Source organism: Sphingobacterium composti, assembly GCF_009829075.1.
GTDB lineage: Bacteria > Bacteroidota > Bacteroidia > Sphingobacteriales > Sphingobacteriaceae > Sphingobacterium > Sphingobacterium composti.
Genome location: NZ_WUQZ01000007.1, coordinates 102,993 through 119,981 on the forward strand (window position 1 = coordinate 102,993; position 16,989 = coordinate 119,981).

The window sequence follows — 16,989 nt, forward strand, 5'->3', positions numbered from 1 at the left end:
AAGGCTCAATTATAAAGATACAATTTGTGCTTAAAGTTCAAAATTATTCTAAACAAAAAAGCTCTTCAAAATGAAGAGCTTGTCGCTTAAAATTTATATATCTTATAATAATGATATGACGCAATTTGGATATATACCTATCAAAACTGTTAGCAAAAGCGTAAGAATTAAAACCACATTAAAACTTGTCGGAACAGCAACAGTATCTTCTCCAGTAATACTCGGATAGAAGTACATATGTACAACAACGCGTAAATAGTAATATACACCAATTGCTGCATTTACCACAGCCAATGCTAGCAAGATAATATGGTAATCTGCCATTGCACTTCTAAATAACATAAACTTACCGATAAATCCTGCTGTCAATGGAATACCTGCCAAAGACAACATCGATACAGTAATAACTAGAGCTAATAATGGATTCGTCTTTCCTAAACCATCAAACGCTACAAACTGATCAGAACCATGACTTCTTTTCACTAAAATCAACCCTGCAAATGCGGCTACAGATGCTAACGAATACGCAAAACCGTAAGTCAAAATACTTGAGTTTGCATTCGCTCCCAACGAAATAATAGCAAAAAGCATATAACCTGCATGTGAAATACTTGAATATGCCAACATTCGCTTGAAGCTGGATTGCATTAATGCCGTTATATTTCCTACAAATAATGTAATGACTATTATCAACAATAATATAGGTGTCCAGAAATCTTGTAATGGAGAAAAGACATAACTAAATAGCTTGATAAAACCCGCGAATGAAGCCACTTTTACTACTGTACTCATGTAAGAAGTAATCAAGATTGGCGCCCCATCATACACATCTGGTGTCCAAAAATGGAATGGCGCTGCACCGACTTTGAATAACAATCCTACTAACAACAATAGTATTCCACCATAGAATAATGGAGATAGAGCTGTTGGATTATCTATCAAATAATTTTTTATACCCGTAATATCAAATGTGCCTGTTGCTCCGTATAATAACGTAATACCGAATAGTAAAAATCCTGTCGAGAACGCTCCCATTAAGAAGTACTTCAATGCTGCTTCATTCGATGCAAAATCTGTCTTACGAATACCTACCAAAATATATAACGCTACTGACATTACTTCTATACCAATAAAAAGCATAGCAAGATTGTGGTATGAACATACCATCAATGCACCAGTTAGCGAGAACAGTATCAAGCAATAATATTCAGCGACATTATTACTTATCGCACGAAAATATTCTTTGCTCAGAAATAAAATAAGCCCAGTAATAACGATACAAAGAATGGAAAAGGCTAAGGCAAAATTATCAAATAAGACCATGCCATTATAAATAGGACTTACGCCCTTATTCCAAGCCGAGATTTCGAATCCCAATGCGACTACCAATCCCAACATGGTAACAGGCAACAGCAAAGATTTCGCTTTATATAAGCCTAAATATAAAACCAGAATTCCCAAAAGTGACAGTGTAATAATCGCACCCATAAATGATTGTGTATTTTGACTTATTTTAAAACTTAACTGATTGAACTAATTGTGTGACCGATGCCTCTGATAATTTCAAGATACTATTTGGAAATATTCCTAAAGCTATTATCAAAGCACAAATGATTACTAATACAAGTACTTCTACACCTTTTACGTCTGTTACTTTTACATAACTACTATCCACCGTACCTAACATTGACTTTTGGAATAATCGTAGCATATATACAGCCCCAAAAATTAATGTAAGACCTGCAAATGCAGCATACCAAATATTGATGCTGTACAATGATTTCAACAACAAGAATTCCCCAATAAAACCATTAGTCAGAGGCAATCCTACAGCCCCCATCATAATGATAACAAACAAAGTTGCCAACACTGGCATATTGTACGCAAGGCCACCTAACTCATTTAATGTATTGGTTCCAGTTCGTGATTTGATAATATCTAATACCAAGAATAATCCAATTACACTTATACCATGATTCACCATTTGTAAAATAGCCCCTTGCAGTCCCTCTTGATTCCAAGCGAAAATACCTGCCGTAATCAAACCTACGTGAGCAATAGAAGAATATGCGATAAGACGTTTTGCATTTTGTTGCTTAAAAGCAATTATGGAGGCATACACAATACCGATAATACACAATATTAAAGCTACAGTTCCATACGTGCTAGCTCCAAAAGGAACAACCGGAATTAACCAACGAATAACACCATAAGTACCCATTTTCAACATAATACCCGCCAACAGCATCGTTCCTGCTGTAGGTGCATTTGTATATGTATCGGGTTGCCAAGTGTGAAATGGGAAAATCGGAATTTTTATCGCAAAAGCAATAAAGAAAGCCCAGAACAACCAGCGTTGTGCATATTCACTTAAGTCTAATGCCACGAATGATGTCCATTCGTAGTCTTTATTTGGTGTTTGCTGACCTAGATATAGAATCGCAATCAACATAAATAAACTTCCGAAGAATGTATAAATAAAGAATTTTAGGTTTACTTTGATTCTATCTCCATCTCCCCACAGCGCACAGATAAAATAGATTGGAATTAATGCCGCTTCCCAGCCTACATAGAATGTAAACGCATCCAAAGCCATAAACACCAACAGCAATCCTGCTTGCATAAAACTAGCCAATGCGTAGAAACTATGTTTTATCTCCTTGCTAAATGTGGACAAGATAATCAAAGGAAATAATCCATTGGTTAATAATACCAAAGGAAAACTAATGCCATCTAATCCAATATGGAAATGAATATTTAAACTTGAAATCCATGCAAAAGATTGTTCAAATTGAACTGAAGCATCAGGTACAAAAGCACATACAAAAGGTATGGTTAATGCAACTTGAACGAGAGACAATACAAGAGCTATCCACTTCGCCGTAGAAGAGGATTTTGCGAATGCCAATAAAACAGCACTTGCAACAGGTAGTAATAGCAGTATAAAAAGGTTATTCATTGATTATCTTCTATTTCAAATCTATTTAAATATTCAAAAGACCATACAATAATATGGCAGCCGCTCCGATGACCATCATGATGATATAAAATCCAACATAGCCACTTTGTAATTGGCGGATACCTCGTCCTGACGCATTGATCAAATCGGCTACACCATGTACCAAACCATCGATACCTGCCTTATCCACTACTTTGTAGAAAAATTTAGATAATCCATTGAGTGGTTTTACAAATAAAGTCGCATACAACTCGTCAACATATAATTTCTTGTAAGAAAGGTTATACAAAGTACCTTGCTCCACACCATCCTCTTGAGGCACTTCTGACTTTTTCACATATTTTTGATAAGCTACTACAGCCATAATTATTGCTGCTAAAGCAGAAACAGCCATCAATATATATTCGGTTGTGTGGTTTAAATGTACTTCAGCTACTCTCGCATTGCTATAGCTAAATATTGGGCTAAGGAAGTTTGCCAACCAATTTCCTCCTCCAAGCGCCGAAGGCAAATTGATTATTCCTCCAAGGACAGATAAAACTGCCAATACAATCAACGGTAAAGTCATTTGAATTGGTGACTCATGTAAGTGATGTGCCTGTTCCTCTGTTCCTCTGAACTTCCCGAAGAAAGTCAAAAACAACATTCTGAACATATAAAATGCCGTAAACAACGCCCCCACAAACCCTAATCCCCAGAGCAATGTGCTCGATTCAAATGTAAACGCTAAAATTTCGTCTTTGGAGAAAAATCCAGATAATGGCGGAATACCAGCAATAGCAATGGTTCCTAGTAACATAGTCGCATAGGTAATAGGCATATATTTTTTCAACCCACCCATTTTGCGCATATCTTGCTCGTGGTGCATACCATGAATCACTGATCCTGCTCCCAAGAACAACAATGCCTTGAAGAATGCATGTGTCAACACATGAAAGAACGCAGCTGTATAAGCACCTACGCCCAAGCCTAAGAACATATATCCCAATTGTGATACTGTCGAATAAGCCAATACTTTCTTAATATCATTTTGAGTCACTGCAATAAATGCAGCCACCAAAGCAGTAACTACGCCAATTACCGCAATTATTTGCAATGTCAATGGAGATAACGTAAATAAGATATTCGAACGAATAATCATGTATATACCAGCCGTCACCATCGTCGCTGCGTGGATTAATGCAGACACTGGAGTTGGTCCAGCCATTGCATCAGGTAACCAAGTGAACAAAGGAATTTGCGCTGATTTACCCGTTGCTGCCACAAATAATAGTAACGTGATTAACAGTAATGTAGCATCTCCTATTGGAAATTGTGAAGCCAAACCAAATACTTCAGCATATTCAACAGTTCCGAAAGTAGCAATGATTGCAAATACGGCTATTAAAAAACCTAAATCTCCTATCCTATTCATTACAAATGCCTTTTTTGCAGCACTTGCGTATGATGAATTTTTATACCAAAAGCCTATTAACAAGTAAGAACATAGTCCTACTCCTTCCCAACCAATAAACATGATTAGATAATTTGACCCCAATACCAACAATAACATGAAGAAGATAAATAGGTTCAAATAAGCAAAGAAGCGACCAAAAGATTCGTCTGTATGCATATACGAATACGAATACAAATGAATTAAGAAGCCAATTCCAGTTACAATAAGTAACATCAATGAGCTTAGAGGGTCTAGTAGAAAAGAGAATTTCAGATTGAAATCCCCTACCGTCAACCAATCAAATAAGTGGTAAATAGTAGTCGCATCCTCGCCTGCATTTCTAGCTTGCAATACCTGTCCAAACAAGATACAGCTTATCAAGAAAGCTCCTAAAACGGTACCACAACCAATAAGTCCAATAACAAACTTCGAAAAATTATACTGCCCTAGTCCATTAATTATAAAACCTAATAAAGGTATCAACGGTATCAGCCAGATTAGTTCCATCATATAATTTAGGTTTTACTTATTTTACCAACGTAATTTACTCAACGACTCAATATCCACAGACTTCGTATTTCTGTACACCATAATCACAATCGCCAAACCCACAGCGACTTCTGCCGCCGCTAATGCCATGACGAAGAATACAAATACTTGTCCACTCGCATCACCATAATATGCCGAAAATGCAGCTAACAATAAATTCACTGAATTCAACATCAACTCTATCGACATCATAATGATAATAACATTACGACGTATCAATACACCAATAACTCCGATAGCGAATATCACACTACAGAATATCAAGTAGTGATTTAAAGGAATACCTTGTATATTTTGAATAATATCTACCATTATCCTTCTTTCGTTTCTTTTTTAGCTAATAATATGGCACCTACCATTGCCGTCAACAACAAAATTGAAGACAATTCAAAAGGCAACAAAAACTCATCGAACAATACCTTTCCTAAATTCTTCACCAATCCAACATCCGTATTGCCTGTTACAAATTCATTTTGTCCTTCCAATACACGAAATGCTCCTAAGAAAGTCGCCAACAAACACATCCCTGCGATTGCCCCCATAACTTTTACAACGGTAGACTTCATTGGTTCTGTATCTTTATTGAGATTGAGCAACATCAATACAAATAAGAACAACACCATAATTGCCCCCATATAAACAATAAAGTTTACGACAGCCAAAAATTGGGCATTCAATAAAATATAGTGAATTGTAAACGTGAAAAACGTAATGACTAAATAAAGTACGCTATGTACTGGGTTCTTTGTGAAGATGGTCATCAACGCAAAGAAAATGGACAAAAATGCTACAAAATAAAATATACCCATTATGCTTATCCGTTTACATTTAGTTTAGTGATATCAAACTTTGGTTCGACCAATTTATCCTTACCGTAGATAAAATCCTTACGCACATACTCCGCCGTCACGTGTGGACCGTCCAAATAAATCGCTTCTTTCGGACACGCCTCTTCACACAAACCACAGAAGATACAACGCAACATATTGATTTCATATACAGCTGCATATTTCTCTTCACGATACAAGTGCTCCTCGCCTTTCTGACGTTCGGCAGCCGTCATCGTAATCGCTTCGGCAGGACATGACAACGCACACAATCCACATGCTGTGCAGCGCTCTCTACCTTGTTCGTCACGTTTCAAAGAATGTTGACCTCTAAAGTTTTTGGAATAAGGTCTAATTTCTTCAGGATATTTTATCGTAGGAATCTTCTTGAAAAAATGTCGTATTGTAATAGAAAGTCCCTTCACGATAGCTGGAAGATACATACGTTCCCATATGTTCATTGGCTTTTGCTCGATGACTTTTTTTCGATTAGTTAATGATTGCATATCCCGACTTATTGAAAGTAAGTATCCTTAATTAATGTTATTATACCTGTCAATACAATATTGGCAATTGCCAATGGAATCAAAATTTTCCAGCCCAAATTCATCAATTGGTCATAACGGAAGCGTGGTAATGTCCAGCGAATCCACATGAAGAAGAAGATGAAACCAAATATTTTTAAGAAGAAGACAAGTACGCCTATAATGGTTATCCAGTTTTCGGATAAACCCAAATCATACATGAATGGGAAATTGTATCCACCGAAATACAATGCAGCCATCAAAGCTGATGATACAAACATATTGATGTATTCCGAGAACATATATAGTCCCAATTTCATGGAAGAATATTCGGTATGGTATCCACCGACTAATTCCGTCTCACATTCAGGCAGGTCAAAAGGAACACGATTACACTCTGCAAAAGCACAAGTTATGAAAATCAAAAATCCTAAAGGTTGCACAAAAATGTTCCAGTTCACGAAACCAGACTGTTGGGCTACGATTTCACCCAATTGTAATGAACCAGTAACCATCAATAATGCGATTAAAGATAGCCCCATTCCAATTTCGTACGAAATACTTTGTGATGCCGCACGAATAGCTCCCATCAGAGAGAACTTATTATTCGACGCCCATCCACCAAGCATAATACCGTAAACACCCAACGCTATTACACCGAATACGTACAAAACACCGATATTAACATCAGCCACTTGTAGTGGAATACTTTTGCCATCAATAACTAGATTTTGTCCCCATGGAATCACAGCAGAACTAATACATGCCGTAATAATAGCAATGACCGGACCTAAAATAAACAAAGTCTTGTGCGCTCCTGCCGGAATAATTTCTTCTTTGAAAAAGAATTTACCACCATCACATAGCGGTTGCAAAATCCCAAAAATACCAGCTCTATCTGGACCATGACGGTCTTGCATAAAGCCAGCAATCTTCCGCTCAGCAAGTGTAGAATACATCGCTATCACCAACGTAACAGTGAATACGATTACTACAAGTATAAGTTTCTCTAATATAAAAGCGACTTCCATCGAATATTATTTTAAACGTTCTGTTCTTTGCAATTGCTCTTCATTTGCAAGTTTCAATTTTTCATCCTCTCTAATTACTGGTGGCAGGTGGAATTGCTCATAGTGATTTGCACCAATCACAGATTCTTTCTCTACATCAGTCGGATGTTCTAGCACCCAATCAGAAGTACTTTTTGTATCAAAACGACACGTATTACAGATAAAATCTTCTACTTCACCAAATTCATCTTTACGCCCAGTTACACGCAAAACATCATCCCCTTTGTACCATAATGTTACTTTTCCCGAACATTTAGGACAATCACGATGCGCATCAATAGGCTTGGTAAACCATACTCTATTTTTGAAACGGAAAGTTTTGTCCGTCAACGCCCCTACAGGACATACGTCAATCACATTCCCAATAAAATCATGGTCTAATGCTTTTTCGATATGTGTTGATATTTCAGAATGATCTCCACGATATAATACACCATGCTCACGTTCCTCGGTCAGTTGATTCGCCACATAGACACATCTGTAGCATAAGATACAGCGGTTCATATGTAGTTGAATCTTATCACCTAAGTCAACGCGCTCAAACGTACGTCGCTCGAATTCATATCGCGTGCCTTCAGAACCGTGCTCATAACCCAAATCTTGAAGTTTACACTCACCAGCTTGGTCACAAATTGGACAATCCAAAGGATGATTTATCAAAAGAATCTCTACAACACCTTTACGCGCTTCTTCTACTTCAGGAGAAGTGATATTTTGCACTTCCATGCCATCCATCACTGTCGTACGACACGAAGCGACTAGCTTTGGCATCGGACGAGGGTCTTTTTCCGAACCTTTAGAAACCTTCACTAGACAGGTACGGCATTTACCTCCAGAACCTTCTAATTTGGAATAATAACACATCGCAGGGGGAACAATATCACCTCCAATCTGACGTGCAGCATTCAATATTGTTGATCCCGGAGCTACTTCTACCGGAATACCATCTATTGTGACTTTAAAATTTACAACTTCGTCTGCCATCGTATCTGCTTCTAAATATCTATTGAACTACAGGTGCTAAAGGGTCAGCATAATGTGCCAAACCGTAATTACGTGTCTGCGATTCTTGTGGATTAAGAACATGCCATTCAAATTCATCACGAAAATGTCTGATTGCTGCCGCAACAGGCCATGCCGCCGCATCTCCTAATGGACAAATGGTATTTCCCTCTATCTTGCGTTGAATATCCCATAAAAGGTCTATATCTTCCATAGTACCATGACCTAGTTCTATTTTGTGCAATACCTTTTCCATCCATCCTGTTCCTTCACGACAAGGCGAACACTGTCCGCAACTTTCATGATGGTAGAATCTCGCGAAATTCCAAGTATTACGCACAATGCATTGGTCTTCATCATAAACGATAAAGCCACCTGAACCCAACATCGTACCTGTTTGGAAACCACCATCGGCTAATGATTCATACGTCATCAAACGCGCATTTCCAGCAGCTGTCTTTGTTATTAAATTTGCTGGCAAAATTGGAACAGAAGAACCTCCGGCCACTAAAGCCTTTAGTCTTTTCCCATTCGCAATACCACCACAGTATTCATCTGAATAAATAAATTCTTCAACAGAAACCCCTAGCTCAATTTCATAAACACCTGGCTTATTAATGTTACCTGACGCAGAAATTAACTTAGTTCCTGTACTACGCTCAATACCAATTTTTGCATATTCTTCACCACCATCATTCACAATAGGAACGACAGAAGCTATTGACTCTACATTATTGACTACAGTAGGGCAACCATACAAACCTGCTATAGCAGGAAATGGTGGTTTGATACGTGGATTACCACGTTTTCCCTCAAGAGATTCCAATAATGCCGTTTCTTCTCCGCAGATGTAAGCACCGCCACCCGGTTGAACGTATATTTCTAAATTATAACCTGATCCTAAAATATTATTGCCAAGAAATCCCGCTGCTTTAGCTTCTGCAATTGCTTTTTCCAAAATTCTAATTTGTGGCATCATCTCGCCACGCACGTAGATATAGGAAGTATTCGCGCCTAATGCGTAACTAGACACAATCATTCCTTCCACCAAAGCGTGAGGAATATGCGTCATCAAAAAACGGTCTTTGAATGTACCTGGCTCCGACTCATCACCATTACATACCAAATAACGTGGCACACCTTCTGGCTTAGCCAAAAATCCCCACTTCATGCCCGTTGGAAAACCAGCCCCACCACGGCCACGCAATCCTGATTTTTTAACTTCTTCGACAACATCATCGGGCGACATTGTTTTCAAAGCTTTTTCTACAGCACGATAACCACCCTTTTGACGATACACGTCAAAAGTGTTAATTCCCGGCTCATTGATATGCTCTAATAATAATTTACGTCCCATCTTGATTATGCCTCTTTAGCTTTATTACGTAAAGTCTCAATCAAATTATCGACACTTTCTTCTGTTAGATTTTCATAAAAAGTATATTCTGGACCAATCTGCAAAACTGGACCATAACCGCAAGCTGCCAAACATTCTACACCTCTCCATGAGAATAAACCATCAGCAGTCACTTCACCTTCCTTTACACCCAAGCGTTGCTCTATATGATTCATAATTTTCTCCGCGCCCACCAAACAACACGGTCCTGTTCTGCATATTTCTAACGCAAACTTACCCTGTGGTTTTAAGAAGTACATGGTATAAAAAGTAGCTACTTCATAGACTTCAATAGGCTTTATTTGCAAGAAAGCAGCAACTTTATCCATCGCATCCGTACTCAACCATCCGAATTCAGCCTGTACTTCATGCAAAATAGGTAACAATGCAGATTTTTGCTTACCTGCAGGATAGCGAGTCACAATCTCAGCACATTTTGCCAAGAGTGAAGCAGAAAATTCTACTGGAAGGTTCTCTTGTACACTAAGCATCTAATTCTCCTGCTATTACGTTTAAACTACTCATATTAATAATCGCATCCGATATCAACATGCCAGCACTCATCGGCGCAAACATCTGATAATTAATAAATGAAGGCCTTCTGAAGTGAAGTCTATATGGAGTACGACCTCCATCATGAATCAGGTAAAAACCCAATTCTCCATTTGCTCCTTCTACGGAATGATAAACTTCCGATTTTGGCGTTTCCCATTCACCCATTACAATTTTGAAATGGTAAATAAGAGCTTCCATATTATTGTACACTTGCTCCTTCGGAGGAAGATAAAATTCTGGAACATCAGCATGAAAAACTCCTGCCGGCTCGTTCTTAATTTTGTCTAATGCTTGACGAATAATACTCAACGATTGCCACATCTCCGCATTTCGCACCATGAACCTATCGTATACATCACCATTTGTCCCTACCGGAACTTCAAAATCAAATTCTTCATAAGAACAATAAGGTGATACAACGCGTACATCATAATCTACGCCTGTCGCTCTCAATATTGGTCCCGACCAACTATACTCTAGAGCTTCCTCTGGTGTTACAGCTGCCACTCCCGATGTTCTTTCTATAAATATTCTGTTGCGAACGAATAACTCCTCAAATTCTCTTAAAACTGGAGGGTATCGCTCTAAAAACTCTTCTATTTTCTTAAATGCTATATCGTTGAAATCTCTTTCGAAACCGCCAATACGACCAATATTAGTCGTCAGACGAGCTCCACAGATTTCTTCATAAATTTCGTATATAAATTCACGCTCTTGCATCACATACAAGAATCCCGAAAATGCTCCTGTATCCACCCCCAAAATACCATTACAGATAATATGGTCCGCTATTCGTGCCAGCTCCATAACGATAATACGCATATATTGCACACGCTTCGGTATCTCAATATTCAGCAGTTTTTCAACCGTCATATGCCAGCCCATATTATTAATAGGCGACGAACAGTAGTTCAAACGGTCTGTCAATGGCGTGATTTGATAGAAAGGACGTCGCTCTGCTATTTTTTCAAAAGCACGATGTATATAGCCAATAGTAGAAACACCACTGACAATACGTTCTCCATCAATCTGAATGACATTCTGAAAAACACCATGCGTAGCTGGGTGAGTAGGACCAAGATTTAAGGTTATTAAATCATCTTGCGGGTCATTGTCCTCAAAAATGGGTTTATTAGGTGTTATTTTGGTAATCGGATTGCTCATCTACGTAAATTCAAGTTATCGGCCAAAATAAAAATCTTTCTTATCTACCTTGTTAGGGTCTTCCAATGGGTATTCTTTACGCATTGGAAACACTTCCATTTCATCCATATTCAGAATGCGTCGCAAGTCTGGATGTCCTTCGAATATAATACCATAGAAATCGTATGTTTCTCTCTCCATCCAATTTGCTCCTTTCCACAAAGTCGTCGCCGTTGGAATAGTTGGATTTTCACCTTCTAAAAATACCTTAATACGAACCCTAAAATTTTGAAAAAGATTATGAAGATGATAAACTACAGCAAAAGGTTTAGCTTGATTCGGATAATGTACTGCCGTAATATCGGTTAGATAATTGAATCGAAAGGATTCCTCATTTTTCAAATAAGACAGCAATTCGATAATTGATTCTGCTGATGTAGAAATGGTCAACAGCCCATGAGGCTCGCCAATAATTTCCACTATCTCACCAAACTTTTCCTTTAAATTTTCTACTATATATTGGTTGGTTAATTTATCCATTGTCTGTCGCTATTCCATATTTCTCCAACAATGCCTTATATTCAGGTGTATTTCTTCTATTCAGTGATTCATTCTTCACAATATCTTGCAATTTCAACACACCATCCAAAATCGCTTCAGGTCTAGGAGGACACCCTGGTACATACACATCCACTGGTATAATCTCATCTATTCCCTGCAACACCGAATATGTATCAAAAATTCCACCGCTAGAAGCACAAGCCCCAACTGCTATTACCCAACGTGGCTCTGCCATTTGCAGATAAACTTGCTTCAATACTGGAGCCATTTTCTTCGCTATAGTCCCCATTACCAAAAGCATATCCGCTTGACGAGGAGAAAAACTTGGTCGCTCGGCACCAAATCGCGCTAAATCATATGTCGAACCCATTGTCGCCATAAATTCAATCCCACAACAAGAAGTGGCAAAAGGTAATGGCCATAAGGAATTCGCACGAGCTAATCCAATTGCTTTATCTAAAGTAGTGGCAAAAAATCCGGCTCCTTCCACTCCTGGAGGCGCCTCCGCTAAGGTGACCTTGCTCATAATACAGTTTATTCTTTCCTCGGTTTATATAGTTCTCAATTTAATATTTTTATTCCTTAAATTGATTAAAGGAATGCTATTTAGAATGTTTCTTAATCCCAATTAAGTGCTTTTTTCTTAATCACATAGATAAAACCTAAAAGCAACAAACCCATGAAAATGAACATCTCTATAAGACCTTCAAATCCAAATTCTCTAAAATTAACTGCCCAAGGATACATGAAAATAACCTCCACGTCAAAAATGACAAATAAGATGGCAACAAGAAAATATTTAATAGAAAAGGGTTGTCTTGCATTACCTACGACTTCTACTCCAGATTCAAAAGCAGTTAGTTTACTTTCCGTACGGACTTTTGGACCTATAAGGTGAGTGCCAATAATCGTTGTTATCCCAAAACCTGCAGCAACAATTAATTGAATTAGTATCGGCAAATAATCAACAGGCATATTTTGCCCTTGTAGATTTTCCATAATTAACAGTTTAGTTCTTAGTTGTACTGACAAATATAAAACTTTTATTAAAAAATAAAAGGGCAAACTGAATTCAGTTTGCCCTTTTAAAAGAAAATCTTAAATTTTTTAGATAACGTCTTTCAACGCCTCTAAATATTGAGATGCAACTTCATCATTTGGTGATAATGCGATCGCCTTCTTAAATAAATCACCTGCTTGTTTGTAATCTTCTTTCAAGATATAGTAATATCCAATTACATTATAAACGTCAGTTAATTTAACAATATCATCTTCTGTTAATTGCTCTCCTGCAGCTTGTTTATCCGTAAGAACTTTCGCTAATTGATTGAAAGACTCTAAATATAAACCTTTGTGCAATTCTGGTTGCTCTGGATCGATAACATCTAAGTTATAGTTACTATATCCTTTGATATACAACGCAGGAACTTTGAAATCAGCTGCCGCAGAATCCGTAGAGTTAATAACAACATCTAAAGCTTTGATTGCATCATTGAATTCTTTTGTTGCATCTTCACCAGCTTCTTTTTTCTTATTACCTGCACGGAAGTTTGCGTCACCTACTAAGTAGTTCGCTTCGTAGTACCAAGGCTCGCCTTTTTGAGATGCTGGAACGTTGAAAATTGCTGCTGCTGCTTCAAAGTTTGAAGCATTGAACGCATTTCTACCGTAACCATCAACTTCATTAATTAATTCTTTATCCAATTCTAAAGCTTTACCTAAATATTGTAAACCCTTAGCTTTATCACCAGCTTCGATATTTGCAAAACCACCGAATAAATAGTCAATGGCGATCAAACGATTTTCGTCCGCATTGGCAAATAATTTATCGAAATAACCAACAGCTTTAGCAGCATCCTTATCTTGGTTGATAGAAATCAAACCTAAATAACGATATACTTTAGCATCAACACCTGGTACATTCTCTAATTGAAGAGCAACATTTTTCAACTCATCATATTTTTGACCAAATACCAAGAAATCCGCGTAACGTACTAATGCATCAGATGATTTATCTCCAGTTACTTCTAAGTACTTTTTGTAGCTATCCACTGCTTTCGCCACTTGTGCTTCGTATGCTGCTTTTTCCTCATCTGTATTATCAGGCATACGTTTTGCAATTTGCAACTCAGTTTCTGCTATCTCACGATATACTGGACCGTAAGTCGGATATTCTGCTGCAATTGAATTGTATGATTCCAAAGCTGCATCAAATGCAAATGCACGACGTGTAATTAATGCCTGTTGAACTTTAGCTTTAACTAAGTTTGGATCAATATTCAATGCATCACGGTAGCTAATATAAGATTGACTATTTTCGCCTAAGCCTAAGTAAGCATCACCTAAAGAAACAGGAACTAATGCGTCTTTCGCATTTTTAGCTTTCGCCTGAGATAAATAATCTACTGCTTTTGCATAATCAGGCTTAGGTGCTTCCACGTAAGCTTTACCAATATAATATAGCGGTAAATAATCCTTTTTACCTAATGCAGAAGTTGCTTGTGTAAATTTTTGTTCTGCAGCAGATACATTATTCTTTTGCAAATCAACTATTCCTAATCCAACAGTATTTAATGCTTCTTTAGGCGCATTTGTAAGACCATTATTAAATGCTAACGCTGCGGAATCCAATTTATCGTTAATTAAATACACTTGCCCTAAGTAGAAGTGATTAAGACCATCCTTAGGTTTTTTAGTTACTAAATTTTGCAAGATACCTTTAGCTTTGTCGTATTGCTCTGCATCAATAGCTGCTTGCGCATCTTTCAAACTTTGAGCACTAGCAGTGCTCGCTAAAGCTCCTGCTGCTAATAAACTCAAAAACAATTTACTTTTTGTCATCATTCTATTTATGTTTTTTAGTTATTTACTAATTAATTTTATCTCTTATAATAATTTCTCGTCCTGGCATCTTAGCAGGTAATAAACCTGATTTTAATACAATTCGTTGACCCCTATCTCCAGTTATGAAAGCGGAGAAGCCCAAACCTAAGCCCATATTAGGCTGATAATTCAAGACTTTAACCTCTCTACGCAAAGGATATTCTCCTGTAGCTAATGAGGCTTGTGTAGCTTTCACATACTTTGGAGTAGCCAGCGTGTCATTTAGCACGCTCAAGATACGAATTTTATCCTTTTTTGTAAAGGATCTTTGTAAAGATAAATATTGGTTCAAACTCATAACACCAATACGCTTCTCATCAGACGATACATCTTCAAGTATATACTTAACGCTATCTTTTACTTCTATATATGTATTGGCAATTTTATCCAATTTCCCTAATTCTCTAAAATATCTTATAGAACTAGAATTAGGATTATCTATTAGCAATTTCTCCCCAGAAGATTTTTTACCAGAGAGCAAGTCAATAACTTCTTGTGATTTAATTGTCGAATCACGGTTTGTATTACCAACTAAAACTACTGCATCGTAGGCAAATGAATAAATACGAGGATTGATAGATCGTTGCTCAAATGTTTTTTTCTCTTCATCTGTTAATTCTCTTGAGAGAATAATCATCCCAGCTTCACCCTTTATTAAATCATTCACAGCTTGAATCTCTGGCTTTCCAACCAAGTTTACTTTTGCATTATAATATGAACTTTCAAAGACCTCTTTTTGTTCTACAGCGATTGGTAATAAAGACTCATCGACCAACACTGTAATTTCCCCAGTCAATATATCATCTTTCGAGTTTTTCTTTTCGCCGTCCCTACAAGACACAAGAAAAAGAAAAGCTGAAAATACGTACATAATTTTATAGAACAAATTCATTACCAATATGATTAATTATAGAATAAAAGGATTAAGCCTTAACATTATTTAACGTATAAAATTATTTTGCCATAACCGCGCAAAACGCATGAAGGAATAAACTATTAATAGTATTCCAAACATATTTTTATATGTTTTATCGATTTCAATTGGAAAATCCTTCCAAAAGATTATCAATATGCCTATTATGAAATAAAACAAAAACATGCATAGGCCTAAAATAGACAGAAATCGCTTTGTTGGCGATTTCTGTCTAAATTTGTTTGTATTCATTTCTGAATTTCCACTCATTACATATTTGTTAAGTCCAAACGAATAGGTAGTGAATAAGCTACACGTACTGGACGACCATTTTGAATACCTGGACTCCATTTTTTAGCTTTCTTCAATACGTTAATCGCAGCCTGACCTGTACCGTATGATAAATCACGAGCTACTTTGATATCTGTCAAAGAACCATCTTTCTCTACTACGAAAGTAACTTGAACAGTTCCTTTTACACCAGCATCAATAGCTGATTGTGGATATTGGTAATTGTCTCCGATCCATTTACGGAAAGCGTTCAATCCACCTGGTGGTTCTGGTTGAATTTCTACGGATTGGAAGATCTCTTCTCCAGTACCCGTACCACCTTCAACTCCTTTAGTACTACCAGTTGCAGCACCAGCTACATCTTTTGTACCCCATTTACCTTCAGTAGTGATACTACCACCTTTCATACCTTTCATAGCTACAGGACCGATAAGTTTTTTCTTATCTGTAGCTTCTTCTACAGTTGCCACTTCTTCCTCTACAGCCTTTTCTTTAGGAACAGGCTTAATTTCTGGAAGAGCTACAACATCTAGAGCGGGCTTTGATTCTGCGATCTTTGGTGCCTCTTCTTGTACAGGTGGCTTCTCTTCTTCTGGTGGAAGTTGTTCTGCCAAATCCTCAAGCGTCACCTCTTCAGTAAATGCAATCTCTTCTGTAGGTTTATCAGAACCTTTGAAAAGATCTAAATTTAATGCTTTCGGCAAACTTAACACTGTCACTATTGAAACTACAATAGCTACTGCAGTATTGGTTGCTTTTGGACCTAACTTACGTAGCTCATATGCACCGTAAGCTTTGTTCCTATTTTCGAAGACAACATCAAGCCACTCACTTCTAAATATATTTAATTTTCCAAACATATTGTTATTAGTTTATGAGAA

General features: G+C 37.3%; 17 protein-coding genes. All 17 read right to left on the reverse strand.

Annotated elements, in window-relative coordinates:
* Positions 1-102: 102 nt before the first annotated feature.
* The 17 genes from GOQ17_RS06940 to GOQ17_RS07020 all read right to left on the reverse strand — a co-directional run bounded on the left by GOQ17_RS06940 (position 103) and on the right by GOQ17_RS07020 (position 16,968).
* Positions 103-1,488, reverse strand: coding sequence for an NADH-quinone oxidoreductase subunit N (locus tag GOQ17_RS06940; protein WP_159636564.1), 1,386 nt, complete (start codon positions 1,486-1,488; stop codon positions 103-105).
* Between the two features lie 25 nt (positions 1,489-1,513).
* Positions 1,514-2,959, reverse strand: coding sequence for a complex I subunit 4 family protein (locus tag GOQ17_RS06945; RefSeq protein ID WP_159636566.1), 1,446 nt, complete (start codon positions 2,957-2,959; stop codon positions 1,514-1,516).
* Between the two features lie 25 nt (positions 2,960-2,984).
* Entirely contained in the window at positions 2,985-4,904 is a 1,920-nt protein-coding gene (nuoL, locus tag GOQ17_RS06950) for an NADH-quinone oxidoreductase subunit L (protein WP_159636567.1), read from the reverse strand.
* Positions 4,905-4,925: 21 nt separating this feature from the next.
* Positions 4,926-5,255 carry an NADH-quinone oxidoreductase subunit NuoK gene (gene nuoK, locus GOQ17_RS06955; protein ID WP_159636568.1) on the reverse strand — a complete coding sequence of 110 codons (330 nt, stop codon included), beginning with the start codon at positions 5,253-5,255 and terminating at the stop codon, positions 4,926-4,928.
* Entirely contained in the window at positions 5,255-5,752 is a 498-nt protein-coding gene (locus GOQ17_RS06960; protein ID WP_159636569.1) for an NADH-quinone oxidoreductase subunit J family protein, read from the reverse strand. The genes nuoK and GOQ17_RS06960 overlap by 1 nt, the downstream gene beginning before the upstream one ends.
* Positions 5,753-5,757: 5 nt before the next feature.
* The gene (locus GOQ17_RS06965) at positions 5,758-6,276 is read right to left on the reverse strand and encodes a NuoI/complex I 23 kDa subunit family protein (protein ID WP_159636570.1); all 519 of its coding nucleotides are present in this window, start codon (positions 6,274-6,276) and stop codon (positions 5,758-5,760) included.
* Positions 6,277-6,284: 8 nt separating this feature from the next.
* Positions 6,285-7,325, reverse strand: a complete 1,041-nt coding sequence (nuoH, locus tag GOQ17_RS06970; RefSeq protein ID WP_159636572.1) for an NADH-quinone oxidoreductase subunit NuoH — start codon at positions 7,323-7,325, stop codon at positions 6,285-6,287.
* A gap of 6 nt (positions 7,326-7,331) precedes the next feature.
* Positions 7,332-8,348: an NADH-quinone oxidoreductase subunit G gene (locus GOQ17_RS06975; protein ID WP_159636573.1), complete on the reverse strand. Its 1,017-nt coding sequence runs from the start codon at positions 8,346-8,348 to the stop codon at positions 7,332-7,334.
* A gap of 19 nt (positions 8,349-8,367) precedes the next feature.
* The gene (gene nuoF, locus GOQ17_RS06980; protein ID WP_159636574.1) at positions 8,368-9,723 is read right to left on the reverse strand and encodes an NADH-quinone oxidoreductase subunit NuoF; all 1,356 of its coding nucleotides are present in this window, start codon (positions 9,721-9,723) and stop codon (positions 8,368-8,370) included.
* A gap of 5 nt (positions 9,724-9,728) precedes the next feature.
* Positions 9,729-10,253: an NADH-quinone oxidoreductase subunit NuoE family protein gene (locus GOQ17_RS06985; RefSeq protein WP_159636575.1), complete on the reverse strand. Its 525-nt coding sequence runs from the start codon at positions 10,251-10,253 to the stop codon at positions 9,729-9,731.
* Positions 10,246-11,481, reverse strand: a complete 1,236-nt coding sequence (locus GOQ17_RS06990; RefSeq protein WP_201288568.1) for an NADH-quinone oxidoreductase subunit D — start codon at positions 11,479-11,481, stop codon at positions 10,246-10,248. The genes GOQ17_RS06985 and GOQ17_RS06990 overlap by 8 nt, the downstream gene beginning before the upstream one ends.
* Before the next feature lie 15 nt (positions 11,482-11,496).
* Positions 11,497-12,000: an NADH-quinone oxidoreductase subunit C gene (locus GOQ17_RS06995; RefSeq protein WP_159636576.1), complete on the reverse strand. Its 504-nt coding sequence runs from the start codon at positions 11,998-12,000 to the stop codon at positions 11,497-11,499.
* Entirely contained in the window at positions 11,993-12,547 is a 555-nt protein-coding gene (locus GOQ17_RS07000) for an NADH-quinone oxidoreductase subunit B (protein WP_159636577.1), read from the reverse strand. Before GOQ17_RS07000 ends, GOQ17_RS06995 begins: the two co-directional genes overlap by 8 nt.
* Before the next feature lie 92 nt (positions 12,548-12,639).
* Positions 12,640-13,020 carry an NADH-quinone oxidoreductase subunit A gene (locus GOQ17_RS07005; protein ID WP_159636578.1) on the reverse strand — a complete coding sequence of 127 codons (381 nt, stop codon included), beginning with the start codon at positions 13,018-13,020 and terminating at the stop codon, positions 12,640-12,642.
* Between the two features lie 108 nt (positions 13,021-13,128).
* Positions 13,129-14,865 (reverse strand): tetratricopeptide repeat protein, encoded by a 1,737-nt coding sequence (locus tag GOQ17_RS07010; RefSeq protein WP_236537087.1) that lies wholly within the window; start codon positions 14,863-14,865, stop codon positions 13,129-13,131.
* Between the two features lie 25 nt (positions 14,866-14,890).
* Positions 14,891-15,775, reverse strand: coding sequence for a PstS family phosphate ABC transporter substrate-binding protein (locus GOQ17_RS07015; protein WP_159636579.1), 885 nt, complete (start codon positions 15,773-15,775; stop codon positions 14,891-14,893).
* Positions 15,776-16,086: 311 nt separating this feature from the next.
* Positions 16,087-16,968: an energy transducer TonB gene (locus GOQ17_RS07020; RefSeq protein WP_159636580.1), complete on the reverse strand. Its 882-nt coding sequence runs from the start codon at positions 16,966-16,968 to the stop codon at positions 16,087-16,089.
* Positions 16,969-16,989 lie beyond the last annotated feature (21 nt).

Coding starts and splice junctions, on each gene's coding strand:
- GOQ17_RS06940 (WP_159636564.1), bottom strand. CDS start 1,488: ATGGGTGCGATTATTACACTGTCACTTTTGGGAATTCTGGTTTTATAT.
- GOQ17_RS06945 (WP_159636566.1), bottom strand. CDS start 2,959: ATGAATAACCTTTTTATACTGCTATTACTACCTGTTGCAAGTGCTGTT.
- nuoL (WP_159636567.1), bottom strand. CDS start 4,904: ATGATGGAACTAATCTGGCTGATACCGTTGATACCTTTATTAGGTTTT.
- nuoK (WP_159636568.1), bottom strand. CDS start 5,255: ATGGTAGATATTATTCAAAATATACAAGGTATTCCTTTAAATCACTAC.
- GOQ17_RS06960 (WP_159636569.1), bottom strand. CDS start 5,752: ATGGGTATATTTTATTTTGTAGCATTTTTGTCCATTTTCTTTGCGTTG.
- GOQ17_RS06965 (WP_159636570.1), bottom strand. CDS start 6,276: ATGCAATCATTAACTAATCGAAAAAAAGTCATCGAGCAAAAGCCAATG.
- nuoH (WP_159636572.1), bottom strand. CDS start 7,325: ATGGAAGTCGCTTTTATATTAGAGAAACTTATACTTGTAGTAATCGTA.
- GOQ17_RS06975 (WP_159636573.1), bottom strand. CDS start 8,348: ATGGCAGACGAAGTTGTAAATTTTAAAGTCACAATAGATGGTATTCCG.
- nuoF (WP_159636574.1), bottom strand. CDS start 9,723: ATGGGACGTAAATTATTATTAGAGCATATCAATGAGCCGGGAATTAAC.
- GOQ17_RS06985 (WP_159636575.1), bottom strand. CDS start 10,253: ATGCTTAGTGTACAAGAGAACCTTCCAGTAGAATTTTCTGCTTCACTC.
- GOQ17_RS06990 (WP_201288568.1), bottom strand. CDS start 11,481: ATGAGCAATCCGATTACCAAAATAACACCTAATAAACCCATTTTTGAG.
- GOQ17_RS06995 (WP_159636576.1), bottom strand. CDS start 12,000: ATGGATAAATTAACCAACCAATATATAGTAGAAAATTTAAAGGAAAAG.
- GOQ17_RS07000 (WP_159636577.1), bottom strand. CDS start 12,547: ATGAGCAAGGTCACCTTAGCGGAGGCGCCTCCAGGAGTGGAAGGAGCC.
- GOQ17_RS07005 (WP_159636578.1), bottom strand. CDS start 13,020: ATGGAAAATCTACAAGGGCAAAATATGCCTGTTGATTATTTGCCGATA.
- GOQ17_RS07010 (WP_236537087.1), bottom strand. CDS start 14,865: ATGATGACAAAAAGTAAATTGTTTTTGAGTTTATTAGCAGCAGGAGCT.
- GOQ17_RS07015 (WP_159636579.1), bottom strand. CDS start 15,775: ATGTACGTATTTTCAGCTTTTCTTTTTCTTGTGTCTTGTAGGGACGGC.
- GOQ17_RS07020 (WP_159636580.1), bottom strand. CDS start 16,968: ATGTTTGGAAAATTAAATATATTTAGAAGTGAGTGGCTTGATGTTGTC.